This is a genomic window from Paenibacillus sp. CMM36 (assembly GCF_053570945.1).
Genome location: NZ_JBSEDY010000013.1, coordinates 79,807 through 99,995, shown reverse-complemented (window position 1 = coordinate 99,995; position 20,189 = coordinate 79,807). Strand labels below are relative to the sequence as shown.

Below are 20,189 nucleotides of genomic sequence, written 5' to 3'. Positions count from 1 at the left end.
AAGATTCCCTTTAAAATAAAGGGGCATACTTTCGTCTCGGTGAGATGCTACGTTATATTAATATTTCATAAAGAAAGCTACATAGACATCTACGATGGAAATTTTTTGAGAAATGTCTGTTTTTTCCGTAATAGTAAATGAAGAAAATTATCATGACAAAATAAAAGAAACCAGCTAATGTATTACAAGCATTAGCTGGTTTCTTGTTGATTGATGAATATGCATTAAGCAGAAGCTCGTTCTCCTTAACTCATGTTTAAGATTCGCCAATTAGATCCAATTTTCCCCACGCTTATTAATACATGGTTTTGTTCTTCTCCATCTATATAAAGCTTAACTTCAAGCACCCTTATTTCTTGTATATTCATAGTCTGCTCTATAACATTTTTGTTCTTTTCACTATGACTCGATATTATTTGAGGCTTAGAGTACGTGCTACTCACCTTCATTTCCTTGATTTTCTTTAGGTCCATAGCAGCATTCGCTTCTCCCATAACGATACGTTTGCCCACCATATCCGGATTTGAGTTTAGGAACAGTAACATATAAAATTTCTCCCAATACTGTTCATATTCGATAAAGCTTTTTAAAAAGTTATGGCTTTCAAAGGAAGGAATGGGAGCACCTGCTTGAAGCTCATAGGTATGGAGCAAATTGAAATGATTATCTACTGTATTCGCACGATACTTTTCCACAATAGGGAAACATTTTAACGCACTGTCGAAGTTATGATCATTTACAGCTTCAAAAAAGGCTTCTACCACCAATTCGGGCGTGGAAAATTGCGCCTCAGTGGGTTGTGGCAGATCTGCCTGCAAGTTCTCCAAATAAGTGCTTCCAGGCTGCTCTTTTCTAGCATCTTCAGAGCTGATCTCTCCAGAATGTCCTTTATTCGTACAACCCGCAACCACTACGAACAGCAGCAGGACTACAACTGAACAAAATATCCATTTTCGTTGTCGCATGAATTCATGTTCCCCCATTATTTTGAAAATCAAAGACTACTAAGCTTTCCTTAATAATCGGTGATCTCCTCCGTACTTACAGAAAAGACGATTGCTGATTGTATCGCTGCAACTCTTTTTTATGTACAACAAAGGTGTTGGTACAAAGATCGTGGGCTCCCTGTTTCTTCGCAGTAAAAGCGACCACAATATATATAAGACGTAAAATCACAAAAGAAACGGCTTTAATCCAATAACGTCCTGAGGCATGCAAGAATCCAAGACGCTTTCCTTCCTTGTCTACAACAATTAAAGAGAACACAAGCTTACCCGGTGTTGCTCTTACCTTCGATGATTCCCATAACACACAGTAAAGCCATGGTACTACGAGCCATAAGATCAGCGGCCAAACCATAAGCAGCACTTGTATGAAACCCGTCTCCTTTATACCCAGAAGATCTGGGATAATGTTAATTGCTCCCCCTACTAAAAGGACTATGCCAGTAAGGATGATCAAATCAATCAAAAACGCGGCTGTTCTTATCCAGAATCCTCCGTACATCCGTCTTTCAGTATCACTTGTTCCTGTCATGATATGTATAACTCCTTTTGAAATGATATTTAAAATCCAGTTTATTCCTTTACACAAGATGATATCATACGGTTACCTACCTATATTGTCAATTTACGAATAAATACTCTTAAACAAGTAAAAGGACCTATTTCCATGCATCAAAATGAAAATTTTATAGGAATTAAGAGCTTTATATACAATGATTTTTCTTTGATTGGGTACAAAATAAGCGCAGCTACAATCTCTTCCCCCTCTATAAGTAGTACTTTGGCATCGAATTAAATAAAGTCTTTTTTTGTGCATAAAAAAACAGCGCATATGTAAATGAGATTACATACACGCTGCCTCACTATTACTCTGTGGATTTGACAAGCAACAGCTCAGCTCGAATGAGCTTGTTCCCGACCATCTTACTCACTATATTTTTTTGCATTCAACACTAAACAAACCTTCTTCACCGCGCAGCTTTGCCAATGCCTCGACAAAGAAATAATCGCCATAGATAATGGGAACGTTGATGTATTTTTGCTCAGGATAATGTACAGTCCCATTCATCAGCAATCCCTCATGCTCCTCGCCCCACGCCGTACACGTATGATGCAAGCCCTTGAGTATAGATTCTGCAGCTTCTGTAAAATGCTCCGCACGTGTCGAATATTTTGCCAGCTCTAGCAAACCACTGGCTGCAATCGCCGCAGCCGATGAATCCCATGCCCCTCGGTGCTCTTCTTCTGCTCTAAAATCCCACACAGGCAGGCAAGCATCGCCCAGTTGGGACAGGAAAAAATCAGCCGTGTTCTCGGCCACCTTCAAATAACGCGAATCGCGCGTGTACCCATACGAAAGCGTAAAACCATACAATGCCCAAGCCGTGCCACGTGCCCAAGCAGAACCGGGAGCAAATCCCTGTCCACCATGCTCGGCGACCTTTTTTCCAATCTCCGGATCGAATTCGACCACATGTGCGATAGAACCGTCCGAGCGGACAAATTCACGTGCTATGGTATCTGCATGCTGCACAGCGAGAGCGGCAAAACGCGGATCTCCGCTTTCCTCCGAAGCCCAATAAAGCAAGGGTAGATTCATCATACTATCTATAATCGCAACGCCCCGTGTATCCATGTCCTTCGAGGGGAAGTTCCATGCGCGAATAAAACGGCCATTCACGTTAAAACGGGCAGCCAGCAGATTGGCAGCCAACACCCCGCGTCTTCTGGACTCTGAATCTCCGGTCAGCCGATGGGCGGCTACACCGCTGAGCAGCCAAATAAAGCCAAGATCATGGTCTACAGCTTCGCTATTATAGAGTATTTTTTCCAAACGACCCTCGCACCGCTGTGCAATCCCGGCAGCCACACTGTCAGGACGCGCCCGATTGGTCAGCCACAGTAGCCCCGGATAAAAGCCTGCTGTCCACCACGCTTCTTCACGATTATCATAACGTCCACCCTCAGCAACATGTGGAAAAGCGTCCCCCAGTCTTGCCGCTAAGGCAAGGGTCTTATCCAAAGCCAGCTCCCACGATTGCTCCAGCCACGCTTCTGCTTTCGTCATTTCTTTTCCCTCTCCTTTTTCCACATGTTAAACCATATTCATGGCTCCAGCTCTAACTATTCAGGTAACCGAATGATAAAGGAAATGCGGTTGCCTTCATATTCCAGACGCGCTCCCTTAAGTAAACCATTCCGACAGGCTACTGAAGCTAATTCTTCCGGCCATACCACGTTCGTTCCTTCCGTCGTCGGGATAACTTCGAGGCTTGCGCCTGCGTATTCTACTCGAATGCTTTCCGTTTCTTTCCCGGCTGACATGACATGATGAATTACGCTGCGCTCCCGACCGTCATACGCCATTAAGGGAATAAGTGCCCCTACATTCTGAATATTGCCTTGAATCTCATACGCCACTTCAATTTTGCCAGGTACCTGACGATAATGCGTTCGGATTTCCCTCACTCCCGGGAAGGGACCTTCCCACAGGAGAGTAAAATCCGTTGCTCCGTTAGACGCTGAGCTTTGTTCCAGCTGTACGGTTCCTCCGCCATCCTGCGGGTCAATCCCTCCATCCCGATCGAACTCCAACGTACCGGGAATACCTTCCGACAAGCTGTGCCACTTTCCGTCCTCCGTTTGCCAGGCCGGGGTATAGCTCAGCGGGAAAATATCTCCCTCCGCGAAGCCTGTAAAGCCGCGGTCTGCATGACCTGCTGAGGACGGACCGATCAGCGACGGCAGCGCAGACTGCTGAATACGCACGATGCCCGGAACATTATACGGGTCGTTGACCGATGTTTGCACAAGCATTTGCTGCCCCTCTACGGCTGCAATGACAGTCTGGAACCAGCCATCCGTTGCCAACACCCGGCTGCCGATTTCCGCCGGGATGAAGGTTGGAGAAATGCGATCCATCTCCTCCCCATATAGAAGGGTGTGGGCCAGCACAGCCGCCGTCCACAGACTGTAGCAGGTATGATTTGAATACACCTCAAAGCCATGCCGTGCCTCGGACGAATAATGGTTGCGGACGATATGCAGCTTGCCGTCATCGGTCTGCCAACGGCTAATTGCTTGCCAGCATAGATCTGCTGCCCGTCGGAACGCACCTGCAAGCCCATGCTCTCCTGCCGTAATAGCCTGCTGAGCATGTGTTGTAAAGACAAAGGCAGCAGCCGCTTCGTTCCACTGATGCTGCGCGCTTCTTCCACGCGGCGGAATTTCCCCGTGCGGGGATAGCGCCAGTAATGTGCTGAGCGCCCCCCTGCGAAGGTGGTCACGCAGTTCGAGTGCGCAGCTGCCATCATATCCATTCTCCAGCATCACGCCCAGATGGAAGCGTGTAACGATATCGTAGGCAAATGGGCTATTGGGCCGATCCAGCGGTCCATCCTGATACAGGCCCAAACCGGTAAAACGAGGCAAATGGTAGCTTCGGATATACTTCTCCATCCATTCCGAATCGGCTGCAATTCCTTCCGCTGCACGCAAAAACTCGCCGGAAATCATAATTGCATTCCAGTTGATCATCCGGTTCGGGTTTTTCATTTTGCTCATCGTAAAAATGTAGGTCTGCTCCGGCTGAATTCTGCTCAGTTGTTGCTTCCATGCCGTGGCTTGTTCTGGCAGCAAATTTTTAAGGAGCCGATACGCTCCCATCATCATAATTGGAAAAAAGTCTGGGTGGTGATCGGGCGCTTTTTCCTCCACTACACAAGCTATGCTATGCGTCAAGGCCGCAGCAGCAGATTCCAGTAAATCATGCCGGCCTTCTTTGACCAATACCGCCGCAGCGAACGCATAGGACGGGGTGGAGTAGTACCGTTCACTTTCAGAATGGAGGTCAATGATAGCTCCAGATTCATCCTGATGCAGGGCATATGCGCGAACCAGCTTTTCCAGCACGGCCAGCTTATGTTGGTGAGTCCATCCGTCATTCACTTGGTTCGGTGCGCTTTCCACCTGTTCTATAAATCTCTCCAGTTCCGTCTGCCAAGGGTACGCGCTGCCTGTCTGCAGCTTATTCATCCTGTCTGCCTCCCATTCAAAATGAAAATTAATGTATGGTAAAAAACAGATTGCAATCTACGCTTGCAGAACCGTTCCAGTGATTGGAGCCCAGCTGCAGCGATGTTTTATAAAACACAAAGGGAACTCCGTCATGATCTATGTGCTTCACAGCCTCCACCCCCGCCCGCAGCACGCTGGCATCATAATCTAGCCTGACGACCGCGCTCGTTCCCTTCCATTCCACGAAGTTTGCTCCCAGATTAGGCTGAATGCGGCTGATGAAAAGCTCCTCCACATCCCATGACTTCATGCTAACGCCAGACGTTTCAAACTCAAAATGATCTGTGACGGTAAGCCTTGCTCCCTTGCTTCCCTCCAGCACAGTCCATGTGAAGGAGCGGGTGAAGACTGCCAATTCTTCTACGGGATAAGCAGATGTCAAATCAAGCTTAAGTCTTGTGCCTGGCTGTACCTCCTCCTGCTCATCCAAAGCAATATCCAGTACAACCGCCTTTGCCTTTGCGCCCGATTGCTGCATAGTCCCATTGATGACAGGCACGGAGTGACCTCCGGAGGAGATATTGATAATCGACTCTCTTCCCGGTGAAAAATAGGCCTTCGTGTATAAGCCTGCTCCCAGATCACACAATAGATTTTCGCCACCACCATGAAGGATGAAGTGTCCAAGATCGTTATGATTGTGCGGTTCATTGTTATGCCCAGCCTTCGCTGAAAATGCAAGCATGATACCTGATTCACCCTTTTGGCTTCCATATCCACTATGGCTGGAACTGCGGCTGCGGCACATCAGCCAACCAAGTTGCGGCAAATAATTGGCAACGGTCTCACCGCTCCCAAATGCCAAAGGATTCGTCCAGACCAGATTACGCAATACATGAGCCCAGCGGCGACAGGGGTCTTCCAACAGACCAGGTACGCAGAAAGGGAGTGTAGATGGTCGTTCTTGCAATGAATTCAAATGAGAGATGAGTCCGGAAGGCAAACGTTCCGTTTCACTACTGTCCGAATAATTAGCAAAAATGCCATCCGACAGATGAACCCGCTCTGCAAAGGCTGCGATTTGCCTAATCTTTTCCGAGTTCAGAATATCCACTGCTCCTTCGGTAAACTCACGCAGCATATCGGCAAAATAAATGAAATAACCAAAGCCGTACACCCAGTATCCTACGCCTTCGGGGCATCCCCCGTCCTCACTGTAGCCTGCCAAAAAACAATCCAGTGCGCCCAGCATGCTCTCGATGGCTACCGCTCTGGAAAAGTCATCTTCTACCAGCAGCAATGCTGCAATTCCACAACCCGAAGCACATACTGCCGACCAGTTATGATCTGCGGTTTCCCATCCAAAATGACGAGGCTGCCAAAAAACGGGTTCCAGTACACGACGTTCGATCTCTTCGTGCACCTGAGCGACCACATGGCTAGCCAGTTGTTCTCCTAGCAGCAATAAAATTTCAACCAGCATTTGTGCTGTTTCGGACGTGAATAAATCCACCTGCTGCCAAGGCGGTGTTACTGTGTCCTCTTCATTGACATGTGCAGGAAGCGCCCAGGTGTACTCGCTGCATATGTCCAGCAGACCGCTTTCCACCGCTTTTATCTTTCGAGGCTCCGGCTTGACAACCGCTTCCAGCACTATAGCAACCAGTCGTCCACGCCGTCCAAAGTACACATCCTCATACGGTTTGCGCTCCCCTGTATTAGCAAATTCCCGAAACAGAGACAACGGCAGTTCAGGCCATGATGTTTCCCGATTATCTTTACAGGCACGCTCAATATCCTTCCAAAACTCGGCGTATATCGGCTCAGAGACAGTCGTCCGCAGCCTTTTTGTCCAATTACTCCTTAACCGTTGCCTTGCTGAATCCTGCATACTACCAGCCAGCGCCTTAACGAGCCGCGAAGCAGGCCAAGCCTCCCTCAGAAGACTCATTTGCCTTTCCTCCCCATGAGAAGCATTCGTTTCACCCTCTTTTTTGTTAACGCTTTCATTGTATCTAACAATCATCCTAAATTCAAAGGGGTAGAAAAACAATACCGCAAAACACAAAAGAACCTCCACGCCACGTTGCTGTAGTCATGGAAGTTCTTGTTCTACTCTTTTGCCAGACTGAGTCCAGATTGGCCTGGATTTATCGTTTCTAGACCTTTGGCTTTTCTGGTTTCCAGTTTTTAATTCCGTCATCCTCCAGAATACCCAGTGCTGCATCTGAGATATTAGGATCACGTAGCAAAGCGTCCTCGACTCTAAATTTAATATCGTCAGCATCTGCCAGCGTCATGCCCGGTGTAAGCTCAATCAACCCTTCCACGTGATAGTAGCGTCCTTCCTGCAAAATACGCATTTGATAAATATCCGTAACATGTGTGTCTGCTAGAATAATGGAAGCCACACGTTCTTCGATATCAGGAGGAGCAGATACACCGATCAAACCTACCATGTTGTCGTAACCGACCCGGAAAGCAACACCGACCATCAGACAACCGATGAGAATACTTGAAATACCGTCCAACAGTTTAAAATCGGTCAGCGATGTGACCACCACTGCTAGCAGGGCGAGTACTCCCCCCGTTGTTGCTACCAAATCTTCATAAAATACCAGACGGGTTGGCGGTGCAGCACGCCCCACGTGGCGGAACGCAGTGGTGAAAATGCTTAGCCCCTTCGCTTCTACTCTGGATTCATGCAGCACTTCTTTCATCGCTTTGCTCCATACAAATCCGTCCACCACTAGTGACAAAATCAGCACTACTACATTAATCCAAAATCCATGTGTAGATTCAGCCGGATGCTGAAGCAAATGAATGCCTTCCAATGCGGTTTCATAGGCCATGATCGTTACGACAATAACAGCAACCATACAGAACAGGTTAATCACCCGTCCAAAGCCGGTAGGAAAGCGTTTTGTCGGTTTTTTCTCTGCTAGTACACTGCCCGCGAACACAAACATTTGATTCACTGCATCCGCAATGGAATGCATCATCGTAGCAAACATAGAACCACTACCTGTCAAGGCAAAAGCAATCCCCTTAATCAAGGCAATGCCAGTATTACCTAACGCCGCCGAGCCCGAAGATTTGTTTCCTTTTTTGACCATACTCCAAAAGGAGTCCTCTTTCTGTTTCACTTCCATCTTGTAGCTCCTCCTGAGGTATACATAATCTGTTATATCATCGTTTGTTATGTATTATTTTTAACCCGTCCATATTCTACCTAACCAGCTGAGGAGAATCAATACAAACGATAATATTTTCCATGGAAAAGGAATGCCCCATGTCACCCTACGACATGAAGCATTCCCGTTACAGCCTTCTATCAGACATACCCTCAAGTTAACAACACAGATAATCTACATGCGCTGGCGATCAACATAAGTGCCTGTTTACCAGCTTGATTTCGTAATGCCTGGAATTTGGCCTTGATGTGCCAACTCGCGGAACGCTATACGAGACAGCTTGAATTTGCGCAAGTATCCTCTGGGTCTTCCTGTCAGCTCACAACGGCTTTTCAGGCGTGTTGGAGATGAGTCACGCGGAAGCTTTTGCAAAGCTTCGTAGTCCCCTTTTGCTTTCAATTCACGTCTCAGGTCCGCATATTTAGCTACAATTTCCTGGCGTTTCTTCTCTTTTACGACTTTTGACTTCTTGGCCATGTAAAGCTCCTCCTTGTGTTATATGCCAATCATGAAGGTTCACCATCACTACCACGAGATTGATGAACACGGATATGAACATGATTTCACACCATAAATAGTAATAATTACGATTACTATTTAATATAACGCTGCTCCAAGCGTGTTGTCAACCCAAGCGGTTTGAATCACAACAACATTAAAAAGCCGTTGAAACAGTAGACCCCTTTCACTCTTGTGATCGGTCTGCCGTTTCAACGGCTTTAAAATTTGTTGACTAGCTCTGTTCATTCAGCCAAATGGCAAGCTACCCAGTGATCTGGACGTGCCTCACGATAGAGTGGAATCTCTTTAGAACAACGCCCGATGGCAAAGGGGCAGCGAGTATGGAATTTGCAGCCCGAAGGCGGATTAACCGGACTAGGAATATCCCCCTTGAGCAAAATTCGTTCTCTTTTCAACTTCGGCACCGGAATAGGCACAGCCGACAGCAACGCCTTCGTATACGGATGCAGCGGATTGCCGAATAACTCGTCACGCGAAGCTGTTTCGACCATAGAGCCTAGATACATCACGCCAATACGGGAACACAAATGTTCCACCACGCTCAAATCATGCGAGATGAACAAATATGTCAAACCCCGTTCGGCCTGCAATTTGGCGAATAGGTTAATAATCTGCGCCTGTATGGACACATCCAGCGCTGATACCGGCTCATCAGCGATAATTAGATCCGGCTGAAGCGCCAACGCTCGGGCAATGCCGATCCGTTGACGTTGACCTCCCGAAAATTCATGGGGGAAACGGTCGATATGATATTCGGACAATCCACATAGCTTGAGCACGTCCAGCACAATCTGCCGGACCTCCTCTTTGGTAGCTATACCGTGATCCAGTAGCGCCTCACCAATGGCATCACCAATCCGTACACGGGGATTCAGCGAGCTATACGGGTCTTGAAAGATCAGCTGAATTTTAGGACGAAGCTCCTGCATCGCTTTGGCAGACAAGCTGTGCAGATCCACCCCTTTGTATTTTACGGTACCGTCCGTTTTATCCGTCAATCTAACAATCGTGCGGCCCACCGTGCTTTTACCGCTCCCCGATTCCCCTACCAACCCGAAGGTTTCACCCTGACGGATTGTAAAGCTGATATCGTCTACCGCCCGCACATGTCCTGAAGTACGGTTCATAAACCCGGACTTCACGGGAAAGTATGTTTTTAAGCGGTCTATTTCCAACAATGGCTCAGCCATGAACAACCGCCTCCTCATATAGCCAGCAGGATGCTTTCTGCTGAGCTGAAACTTCTTTTAATGTAGGCTCTTTTATACGGCAAATGTCCATGCAATACCCACAGCGGTCGTGAAAATAACAGGAAGTCGTCAGCTCCAGCGGATTAGGTACCTGCCCGGGGATGGAATACAGTTCCTCTTGGCGCTGATTAAGCACCGGTTTGGACTTTAGTAACCCCTGTGTATAAGGATGCTTGGGATGATTGAACAGCTGTACCACCTCGCCTTCCTCGACGATCTTGCCTGCATACATCACTATGACGTAATCAGCCATTTCGGCGACAACACCCAGATCATGAGTGATTAGCATGAGCGACATATTGGATTGGGCTTTAAATTCACGCAGCATATCGAGAATCTGCGCCTGAATCGTTACATCCAGCGCCGTGGTTGGCTCATCCGCGATAAGCAGCTTGGGACTGCAAGAAACAGCAATGGCAATCATAATGCGCTGCAGCATTCCTCCGCTCAGTTCATGCGGATAGCTTTTTAAAATCTGCTCCGGCCGGGATATACCGACCTGTTCGATCAGCTCCAGTGCTCGCTTACGAGCTTCCTTACGGCCTATTTTCAAATGCTCAATCAGTGGTTCGGATAGCTGTTCACCAATGGTCATGACTGGATTCAATGAAGACATCGGCTCCTGAAAGATCATGGATATTTCATGCCCGCGAATCGTGCGCATCTCATTTCTGCTAAGCTCTAGCAGATCGGTTTCCTCAAAACGGATGCTTCCGCCTGCCACTTTACCACCAGGACTCTGGATGAGACCCATGATCGACATCGCGGTAATACTTTTGCCGCAGCCCGATTCACCGACAATGCATACCGTTTCCCCCGGCTTCACACGGAAGCTGATATCATCCACCGCTTTAACCGTTCCTTCTTCTGTATAAAAATGAGTGCTTAAATGTTCAATGGAAAGTAAATTGTCCATGGTGTATGATCACCTACCTCTTATGTTTCGGGTCAAGTACATCCCGCAGCCCGTCACCAAAAATATTAATAGCGATGACTGTAGCAAAAATAGACAGTCCTGGCGGTATCCACAACCACGGTCGTTGCTGAAAATCCAGCACATTGTTAGCGGCATCAATCATATTGCCCCAAGTTGGTGTCGTGGGTAGCACGCCAAGGCCAAAGAAGCTGAGTACAGATTCACTCAAGATAGCTCCGCCAATATTCAATGTAGCGATAACGATCAACAACGGTAAAATATTCGGCAGCAGATGCTTGAACAGCTTTCGACGATTCGAGAGTCCCAGTACCGTCGCGGCTTGCATAAATTCACGTTCCCGCAAACTAAGCATCTGGCCCCTCACCATCCGTGCAATCCCCGGCCAGTTGACCAGACTAAGCATCAGCATGACAATATACATCCGTTGATCGGGTGGAACCTTCCAATCAGATAGCAGCGCGCCCATAATAAATAGCAGGGGCAAACTGGGAATTGTCAGCAGCAAATCAGCAACGCGCATAATAATCTGATCTGCAATCCCGCGAAAATATGCGGATATGACCCCCAGCGTAGCCCCCAAAAAGACTGACAATACCATGGAAGCCAAACCCACGGTAAGAGAAATTTGACCTGCCTGCATCACACGTGTCAGCACATCCCGTCCCAGCTTGTCTGTTCCTAACCAGTGATGGATATTTGGCGCCTTGTTCATCATTAATATATTTGTTTTATTATCGGAATAAGGAGAAAATAGCGGGCCGATAAAACAGAGCAAAAACATAAATACCACGACGAGCAGACCAGCCATAGCAAGCTTGTTTCTGAACAGCTGCCGGAGCGCTTGCTGCCACATTGAAGATTTAACAGTTGCTTGCAGTCTGCCGTTGCTCTTGCTCAAATTACTGCTCACGGATGACATTCCTTAGCCCCCTTCTTACACTTTCACACGCGGGTCCGCGATGCGATACAAAATATCGGACAACAGTGTCCCGATCACGCTCAATATGGCAATTAGCATCGTAAAGCCCATAAGTAGCGGATAATCCCGGAGCGAAAAGGATTGCATGTACAACTGACCGATTCCCGGCCAATTAAAAATCTTTTCAATAATCAGGGACCCGCCAAACAGTGCAGGTAATTCGAAGCCAACGAGCGTAATGGCAGGCAGTAATGCATTTCTCAATGCGTGCGTAAAAAGTACCTTTCTTTCCTTTAAGCCCTTTGCACGCGCTGTGCGTATATAATCCTGCTGGATCACGTCGATCATATTGCTACGGAAGTAGCGGGTCAGCGAACCCAGTCCCAGCAGCGTCATAACGATCACTGGCAAGGTCATATGCTGGAGAACCTCCTTCACATACTCCATACCTGTAGCGTTACTGCCCGTATTGAGCATGCCACCGGGTGGCAACCACTTCAGGTCAACCGCTGCGATTTTAATCAGATACAGCCCGATAAAAAAAGAGGGCACAGACATGGCAGCGAAAATCACTACCATTACCAACGTATCAAACCATGAATACTGCTTATAAGCAGCAACCACACCAATAATGACCGCGATAAACCAGGTCAGGAAGGTCGATATAACGGCCAGCAAAAACGAGTTCCAGATATATTCATTAAATAAGGTCAGCACCGGCTTCTGCTGGGCAAGCGAATAGCCAAAATTGCCATGCAGCGCATTGCCTAGCCAATTTCCATAGCGTTCAAGAATAGGCTTATTGAGGCCGTAAATCTCCCTCAGCTCCGCCTTTCTCTCTGGCGACAGCTTCAGATTGCCGCTAATGAAATCTCCCGGTGTCATGGCATACAGGAAAAAAATCATCATCGATGCGGCCAACAAAATAATAACCATATACGTCAGTCTTTTCGTTAAAAACGAGCTCATGACAGACTCCTTTCAATTCAAGGTCAGGCTACTCATTACGTTTCCCCCATTTGGGAGGCCCCTTGATCCGAACCTGATGTTCTTCACAAGGGGCCCGCAAATGTGGCTTATTTAAGGGACCATTCGAACAGATTACCAGACAAGCCAATGAACGGACTGACCTTTACATGTTCCATCCGACCATTGTAGGCATACACCGTCTTCTTATAGTTGGTAAAAATAACGGGCAGTTCATCGTTTAGCAGCACATATAATTCTTTATATATTTTCTTGCGTTCTTCCATATTCGTCGTAGACAAGCCTTTTTCATATAGCTCTTTTACCTTTGGATTGTTATATCCCTTGACTTCTCCATTGACGAATTGCTCGATTCCATCCGATGGATCTGTCAGCATGCCTGTCGAGAAGGCGGCGAGATCATAATCTTTACCTTCTACTTTGGCTACCATTGCATTAAAGTCTGCAAAGATTTCCGGCTGAAGGTCAACACCAATCGCTTTGTAATTTTCAGCCGCAAGCGCAATAAAGGTGTCTGTTTCTGGACGTTTAGAGGTCAGCAGGTGAATGGTCAGCTTCTGACCGTTTTTCTCACGGATACCGTCACTACCTTCCACCCAACCCGCTTCATCCAGCAGCTTTTTCGCTTGCTCCGGGTCGTAGTTGTATGGATTGATCCCATCGGTCGTGTAAGACCAGAATATTGGGGAAGCTGGAATGTTTGCGACCGCCCCTGCTCCCTGAGCTGCGTCGACATAAATACTTTTCCGATCTAGTCCATAGGTCAATGCTTGACGAACCTTTTTATCCTTAAGCTTTTCATTTTCTAGATTTACTTGCAAATATCCGTAAGTGCTAGGGGTATACGGCAAAATGTTTAAAAAGCCAAGCCCTTTCAGTTTGTCAATATTTTCCTGAGTTGCGGTGAAGGATGCAAAGTCGGTATCGCCCGTTTCAATAAACTGCCAAGCATCGCCTTCTGCTGTTTTGTAAATGAAATGCTGTGTTTTCGGCTTGCCTTTGAAAAAGTGATCATTCGCCTCCAGACGAACTTCTTGCCCCGGAATAAATTTTTCCAGCTTATAAGCCCCATTCCCCAGAGGACTACTATGTAGATTCTTAAAATAATCCAGCTGTCCAAACTTATAATCCTTGCCGTAGTAGGCTTTGGACAGTACATATTCACCCAGAATCGGCAGAGCCAACGCGTTAGGTTTTTCCAACGTCGCAGAAATGGTCTGCGCATCAATTACCTTGATTCCTGCAATTTGTTTTGCCTTGCCTTCCGTATAGGCGTTGCCGCCTTTAATGTTCAGCTTTCGGATTTGACTGTCGCCAGGATAGGCTTTGTCATAGATCAACGTCCAAGTAAAAGCGACATCTTCTGCTGTCAAAGGGGAGCCATCACTGAATTTAGTACCGGGAACCAGATGAAATGTATACGTTAGATTATCTTTAGAAATATCCCAGCTCTTAGCCAGATTGGGCAGCGGAAGCCCCTTCTCGTCTACTGTGACCAGCGGAGTCCACAATTGCGAAATCACGTTGCCGTCATAGCCGCTTTGGTTAAAATACGGAGTAAACACCCCGGCTGGGTCAGTCAGACCCACAATAATCGTGTCGCTTCTCTTTTTGGACACTTCCGGCAATTTGGACATATCAGAAGCCTTTACCAAACTTGTTAATGGCTGCGTTGTAGTAGCTGTCTGTGTGTCCCCATTATTTTGGGCAGTAGCATTGTTGGAGCTGTCCGGTCCACCGTTAGAGCAAGCCGCCAGCAAAATAGAGCTCGCCAGAAGTAGACTGCTAAGTAAAATAATACTCTTTTTCAACATAATCCCCCCGAGTTAAATTATTAAATTCCGATAGAACAAGTTGTGATTAAGAAGATAAACCTCATTATAGGAATTTATTGGGGTTCTGTAAAGGGAGAACTACATTTTTTATGTAAAAAAAAGACGTCAACTCATCTGGATTCCAAATGATCGACGTCTATTTGTTTAAAGTGTTAAAGTCTGACGGGTGCGTGCAGCCTAATTTCGCTCCATATAGCCAAAAATGCTCCGATGCATTTCATCCACAGCCGAAAGCCGTGCGCTATATCCGAGTAATGTTTCTCCATCAAAATGTGCATGAATGAAGCCGGAGGCCCGGAGCTTAAAAATATGGTCGTGCGTGATTCCCTTGGACAGCTTGAGATGACGGACAATCTCAATAAAGGTTCGTGGAGACTGGCTTTGATACAAATATTTTAAAATCCTAAGCCTGCTCTTCTCCCCCAAGCTTCGGATCATTCGATATTCCTGTGGGGATAAAAAATCTTCCTCCTGAACATAAATTCCTGCCGAGTAATGGCATAACAGGAGCGACCCAAATCGATAAATAATATTTATCGGCTGAAAATGGTATTGAGGCACCAGCAACACGCGCGTCAGTCCCTCGGAAGGCTCGAACCGGAAGCCATTAGTGGTACGATCCACCCACTCCATAGAGCTATAAACGCCCTTCTCCTTATTTCTTCGTTCAGCTTCCTGTTCCAGACCGCTTAGAATACTTATATCCACATGGCGAAAATACTCTTCGTCCCAGCCAGATAGCAGTTGCAAAGCAAGTTTGCGAAGCTTCTCCATGTCGTCAGGCAGCGGAATCCCATAGGCTGATGCCTGTTGTTTTAATTCCTGTAAAGTCTGGCTTTCCAAACGGTCTACGACCTCTTCAACGCCCCCCTGATCAGAAAGCATATAGACAAGTCCATAAATAACCTTCCAATCTGCATTGATTTCCATGGACTCCAGCAATTCGGACAAACCTGGAGACAGCGTTCCACTCACTTGCTCCGCCCATCCGGCTGATAAGTCGGTCTTCTTGTAAGCCTTGCGGCAAATAAAGGTGTGTAAGCTGCTGAGCAGCTCAAACACCGGTCCATATGCTACATGTACATCGTAAGGAGCATTCACGTCGTGACTCATCGCTTTCTGTCCTCTTTTCTATCATATCTGATGTCCATTATACATACTATCGTACACCCATTCATTCTTAGTGAGCCATTCGTACGAGAATTTAGCAAAACACAGACACAAATATGAAGGAAACAAGCGCTATAATCAAAGCGCAAAAAAAGCCTGATCTCACCAGACTTTAACTGTTCAGCTATGAATTCAAAAAGGTTGTCTCCCACAAATATCGCAGGAGACAACCTTGGGTCAAATAGTATAATGTTTAAAGTTTGTTAGCTGCTACTTTCCACTCTAAAATTCCTGTGGATGCTGAACCTTTGGATACCATTTCAATTCTTAATTTCGTTGTTTTTACAGGCGTAAAAGTAGTTGTATTATACTGGTCTGCCGAAGCACCCAATCCATTAGCCTGCTTGACATTGGACCAGCTGCGACCATTCCAATACTTAATCTTGTAAGACTTAGGAACATCAATGCCACCGCCATCTTTAAACCAATAGACATCCGTTTGGGATACCGTATATTCTTGATCAAAATCATATTGGACCCATTGTGTACCTGTCTCAGGCCAATTGCCGTACACGGCATGACTTCGATCATTAGAATTAGCAGGTTCAAATCCATCGTTTAGCGCGCTTACATTTTCCCAAGTTGAAGTATAGGAACTGCTAGCCGTTGCCGCAGGCGCAATGTTTACGCTTTCATCAGGATCTATTTCAATTGGGCCATCGTCGTCTTTAGTCGTGATTGGGAAACGAGCCGTATCCTTTTTGATTTGACTCCAGGTATACCGCAGCATCCAAACATCCCAGTCGGTGATATGATCGGAGTTGCCAGCCCACATAATCGTGTTCGTTGGAAATCCACCTGGTGGACGCTCATGTTCTTCATAAAAATCGTTTAATCCAAATCCATGCCCAATTTCATGTTCAGTAATCTCAATCTCATCAGAATTCACCGTACTCAGAACGTATTCATCATTCATGCGCTGTCCCCAGTCGCCGCCGGCTCCCCCGCCAAAATTTTCTGTGGCCCAGAGATACATATCAAAGCGTTTATCCAATCCACCCGGATATGAATAGTTCGGGTCCGAAAAATGCTCAAATCGGGATATTTCATTAGGCGCAACTGGAAGTGCAGCAGGAATTTCCGGTTTTTCAGAAGCTAGTGTATCTAGAATGGTATCCGTATAAATGACCTCGTCAGGCTGCTTGTCTAGGAGCAGTGAAGGATCGGCAACAGCCCAGCCTACCACTTTTACTTTAATATTCTTATAGGGCCAGCCGTCATATCCTTGAAGATGATCTGTCCAATGGTTCATCTGCCGATCTATCATTTTAGCAATATCCTGGCGTTGCTTCAGTGTAACAGGCTTAGAGGATTGCCAGCGTATAACATAATTAAGAGTCCCTTTACCCGCAAAAATTTGATCAAAAATCGTATTTTTACGAGCCGTTGAGCCTTCGGTCAACATTCTATTCTTCCAAACCCATTCCACCGATGATTTGAGATAAGGTGGCATATCAGCCAATGTCGAATCACTCGTTGCTGCAACCACAGAATTCCGGTTTAGATGAGAATCCGCTGATATAAAACTAGCATTTCCCATCAGTAATGAACTAGCAATGACTACTGAAAAAGAAGCCATCATCATTCCTTTTCTGTTCAACATGTATGTACCTCCATATCCATTTGTATTATTGCAGTAGTTTTCCTGAAACGATGATCTCTATCAGCTCTCTTTTCGTGTTTGCGAACTAATCTAGGAGATCAAGAGTACACTATCAATTCTCCTTGTCGTTTTTTGTAAATAATCACAAATCATATTATCACTGGATTATTACATCATCAATATTTTCCTTAATGATTTAAATTAGGATTTTTAATCGTATTTTGGGACATATACTTACTCTTTGCATGCACAAAACTGGTATTTTATAAAATGAAAAAACCGTTTATTCACTGAATCAATTCCATCGCAGAATTTGATTTTGGAATAAACGGCTCTATTTATAAGCTTTTTCACACTACTCTAGCATTTTTTAGCGGGTAGGAAAACGAGTAGTATCCTTCTTGACTTGGCTCCAGGTATACCGCAACATCCAGGTATCCCACTCTGTTATTTTGGGAGAATTGCCGGCCCACATAATAGTTGGCACAGGAAAACCACCGCTAGGCTCACGCTCCTAGTCTATGGATATCAATGCCGACTCGGCCAGTGAAGCCAGTAGCTTCGCTGTTCCGGGCAACGCACGTTCGTCCAAATCAAAGGCAGGATGATGCCATTCCTGGCTTCCCTCAGTGCCGACAAAGACAAATACACCTGGGATGTTCTTCTGATAAAACCCAAAATCTTCGCTCGCCGAGGATGGCATGGGACGAACGACATCCAGACCGACCGCTTCGGCCACCTCTTCCGCGATAGCGGCCAACTTACCGTCATTCAGAACAGGTGGCGGACCCTCGATCCAGCGGATGGTTGCTTTCGTGCTGAAAGCATCGGCAACACCTTTTACGACCTGCTCGAAGCGTTCAGTCACCTGAGCGCGAACATTCTCGTCAAATGTGCGGATTGTTCCGTCCAAATGGGCGCGGTCAGGAATGATGTTCCAGGCGTTGCCACTGTGCAGCTTCGTGACGCTAATGACCGCGCTATCCAGCGGATTAACGCTCCGACTCACAATAGATTGCAGCGCCGTAATGATATGTGACGATACCACGATGGGGTCAATCCCTGCATGCGGCACTGCCGCATGTGTGCTCAGACCCTCCACCTCGATGTAAAAACCATCCGCCGCTGCCATTAGCGGACCTTCTTTGATGCCGACCGTGCCTACGGGCAGGTCTGGCTTGTTATGCAGGCCAAATATGGCGTGCACCCCTGCCAACGCACCGCTATCCAGCACTTGGGCAGCGCCTTTGGCCTTTTCCTCAGCTGGCTGGAACACCAGTCGAACCGTGCCTTTCAGCTCCTGCTCCCGCTGCTTCAGGAGTATGGCTGCTCCTAACAAGGACGCGGTATGAAAATCATGCCCACAGGCATGCATCTTGCCGGGATGCATCGAAGCATAAGGCAATCCCGTTTCCTCCTGAATAGGTAACGCATCAATGTCTGCACGAAGCGCGACAGTTGGTCCCTCCTGCCGTCCGCCAATTTCCGCTACTAATCCGGTACGCAGCGGCACATCCAGAATCGTTATGTTCTGTTCTTCCAGCAGACCACGGATAAAGGCGGTAGTTTCAACCTCCTCGTTAGATAGCTCGGGATTTCGATGAAGATGGCGGCGAATGTCCACCAGCTTCTGCTCCAAAACCTGCTCCTTCGTCCCGGTTGATCCACTCATCCCTATTCCTCCTTCGTGAACCCAAAATAGTTACAATTCTCTCAGACCAACAATTTCTAGGACTGCACAGGCAATCCGGCAAAAGCTTTATGCAACAACTCGAACGAGCGCACGCGCTTGTGTATATCTCTTATTCCTGTCGTAACGATCAGCTCATCGACCTGATACTTCGCTTGAATTTCCGTCAGGACAGCATAAATTTCGTCTTTATTCCCTTTGTTAATTTGCGCTTGTGTAGCTTCAATTGTATATTCTTCACCCGATTGCTTGCCAAACTTTTCTGCACTTTCCAACGTGCCCACCGTAGCCGTCTTGCCACTGGCCAGATGAATTTTGTACAGCTTGTGCTCCCCTGCTAACTCTGCAGCTTCCTCGGAAGTGTCCGCTACGATGACTGAAAGCGCAAAAAGAGCTTTCGGCTCACGTCCATAACTATAATCGAAAGACGCCCGATACGTACGGAATGAGTCCAATGCAACCTGCTCATTACTATTGATAAATTGCGAGAAAACGTAGGGCAACCCCAAACGCGCAGCAATTCCAGCACTGTCTGTACTTGTACCCAAAACGTAAATATCTGCCGGTGTTTCTGGAATCGGATTCGCCTGTAACCCGGCTAACGGTCCTTCTTCAGACGGAATATTATGAATATAGCGACTTACTTCATCAATTTTTTCTTCGAGAGAAGGCGCATCATGAACGTTTCGTTGTAACGCCTGTGTGGATTTCGGCAACCCGCCCGGTGCGCGTCCGATTCCCAAATCTACGCGACCCGGTGCAAGAGAGGACAGCACATTAAAGTTTTCGGCTACTTTATAAGGGCTGTAATGCTGAAGCATCACTCCACCAGAACCGACTTTAATACGCTCAGTGCGTGCCAGCAAGTGGGAAATGAGTACCTCTGGCGAAGAGCCCGCAACCTGCTCGGAATCGTGATGCTCTGATACCCAGAAGCGCGTAAAACCCAATTCCTCTACACGCTGTGCTAGCTTAATCGTATTACGAAGGGCCTGCGCTGCCGTTTCCCCCTCGTGTATAGGGCTTTGATCCAATACTCCGATTTTAATACTCATGTCTCC

Annotated in this window: 16 protein-coding genes and 1 pseudogene; all 17 read right to left on the bottom strand. The window is 46.8% G+C overall.

The annotated features are described in order from the left end of the window. Positions 1-245 precede the first annotated feature (245 nt). The 17 genes and pseudogenes from ACWA2B_RS21910 to ACWA2B_RS21830 all read right to left on the bottom strand — a co-directional run bounded on the left by ACWA2B_RS21910 (position 246) and on the right by ACWA2B_RS21830 (position 20,183). A complete protein-coding gene (locus tag ACWA2B_RS21910; protein ID WP_029519137.1) occupies positions 246-965 on the bottom strand; it encodes a hypothetical protein in 720 nt (239 codons plus the stop codon). Positions 966-1,041: 76 nt separating this feature from the next. Further along, positions 1,042-1,536, bottom strand: a complete 495-nt coding sequence (locus ACWA2B_RS21905) for an RDD family protein (protein WP_430024114.1) — start codon at positions 1,534-1,536, stop codon at positions 1,042-1,044. Between the two features lie 399 nt (positions 1,537-1,935). Continuing rightward, on the bottom strand, positions 1,936-3,072 hold the full coding sequence (locus ACWA2B_RS21900; RefSeq protein ID WP_029519135.1) for a glycoside hydrolase family protein: 1,137 nt from the start codon (positions 3,070-3,072) through the stop codon (positions 1,936-1,938). Between the two features lie 56 nt (positions 3,073-3,128). After that, positions 3,129-5,039, bottom strand: a complete 1,911-nt coding sequence (locus tag ACWA2B_RS21895; protein WP_029519134.1) for a hypothetical protein — start codon at positions 5,037-5,039, stop codon at positions 3,129-3,131. A 28-nt stretch (positions 5,040-5,067) separates the two neighbouring features. After that, complete coding sequence (locus ACWA2B_RS21890; RefSeq protein WP_029519133.1) at positions 5,068-6,972, bottom strand: heparinase II/III domain-containing protein; 1,905 nt, start codon at positions 6,970-6,972, stop codon at positions 5,068-5,070. Between the two features lie 208 nt (positions 6,973-7,180). Then, on the bottom strand, positions 7,181-8,173 hold the full coding sequence (locus ACWA2B_RS21885; protein WP_029519132.1) for a cation diffusion facilitator family transporter: 993 nt from the start codon (positions 8,171-8,173) through the stop codon (positions 7,181-7,183). Between the two features lie 249 nt (positions 8,174-8,422). Continuing rightward, positions 8,423-8,692, bottom strand: coding sequence for a 30S ribosomal protein S14 (gene rpsN / locus ACWA2B_RS21880; protein ID WP_029519131.1), 270 nt, complete (start codon positions 8,690-8,692; stop codon positions 8,423-8,425). Positions 8,693-8,958: 266 nt separating this feature from the next. Continuing rightward, positions 8,959-9,927, bottom strand: coding sequence for an ABC transporter ATP-binding protein (locus ACWA2B_RS21875; protein ID WP_069010207.1), 969 nt, complete (start codon positions 9,925-9,927; stop codon positions 8,959-8,961). Next, positions 9,920-10,903 carry an ABC transporter ATP-binding protein gene (locus ACWA2B_RS21870; RefSeq protein WP_069010208.1) on the bottom strand — a complete coding sequence of 328 codons (984 nt, stop codon included), beginning with the start codon at positions 10,901-10,903 and terminating at the stop codon, positions 9,920-9,922. Before ACWA2B_RS21870 ends, ACWA2B_RS21875 begins: the two co-directional genes overlap by 8 nt. Positions 10,904-10,916: 13 nt before the next feature. Continuing rightward, the gene (gene opp4C / locus ACWA2B_RS21865; RefSeq protein WP_029519128.1) at positions 10,917-11,843 is read right to left on the bottom strand and encodes an oligopeptide ABC transporter permease; all 927 of its coding nucleotides are present in this window, start codon (positions 11,841-11,843) and stop codon (positions 10,917-10,919) included. A 15-nt stretch (positions 11,844-11,858) separates the two neighbouring features. Continuing rightward, positions 11,859-12,812 carry an ABC transporter permease gene (locus tag ACWA2B_RS21860; protein ID WP_322252053.1) on the bottom strand — a complete coding sequence of 318 codons (954 nt, stop codon included), beginning with the start codon at positions 12,810-12,812 and terminating at the stop codon, positions 11,859-11,861. A gap of 107 nt (positions 12,813-12,919) precedes the next feature. Next, positions 12,920-14,644 (bottom strand): ABC transporter substrate-binding protein, encoded by a 1,725-nt coding sequence (locus ACWA2B_RS21855; RefSeq protein WP_342428838.1) that lies wholly within the window; start codon positions 14,642-14,644, stop codon positions 12,920-12,922. A gap of 198 nt (positions 14,645-14,842) precedes the next feature. Further along, complete coding sequence (locus ACWA2B_RS21850) at positions 14,843-15,778, bottom strand: ArsR family transcriptional regulator (protein WP_029519125.1); 936 nt, start codon at positions 15,776-15,778, stop codon at positions 14,843-14,845. Between the two features lie 250 nt (positions 15,779-16,028). Beyond that, entirely contained in the window at positions 16,029-17,438 is a 1,410-nt protein-coding gene (locus tag ACWA2B_RS21845) for a discoidin domain-containing protein (protein WP_318626582.1), read from the bottom strand. Between the two features lie 370 nt (positions 17,439-17,808). Then, a pseudogene (locus ACWA2B_RS21840) lies at positions 17,809-17,943 on the bottom strand (dockerin); the annotation flags it as partial. A 9-nt stretch (positions 17,944-17,952) separates the two neighbouring features. After that, positions 17,953-19,110, bottom strand: a complete 1,158-nt coding sequence (locus ACWA2B_RS21835; RefSeq protein WP_449292609.1) for an amidohydrolase — start codon at positions 19,108-19,110, stop codon at positions 17,953-17,955. A gap of 56 nt (positions 19,111-19,166) precedes the next feature. Beyond that, positions 19,167-20,183: an LLM class flavin-dependent oxidoreductase gene (locus ACWA2B_RS21830; protein WP_318626584.1), complete on the bottom strand. Its 1,017-nt coding sequence runs from the start codon at positions 20,181-20,183 to the stop codon at positions 19,167-19,169. Positions 20,184-20,189: the final 6 nt, after the last annotated feature.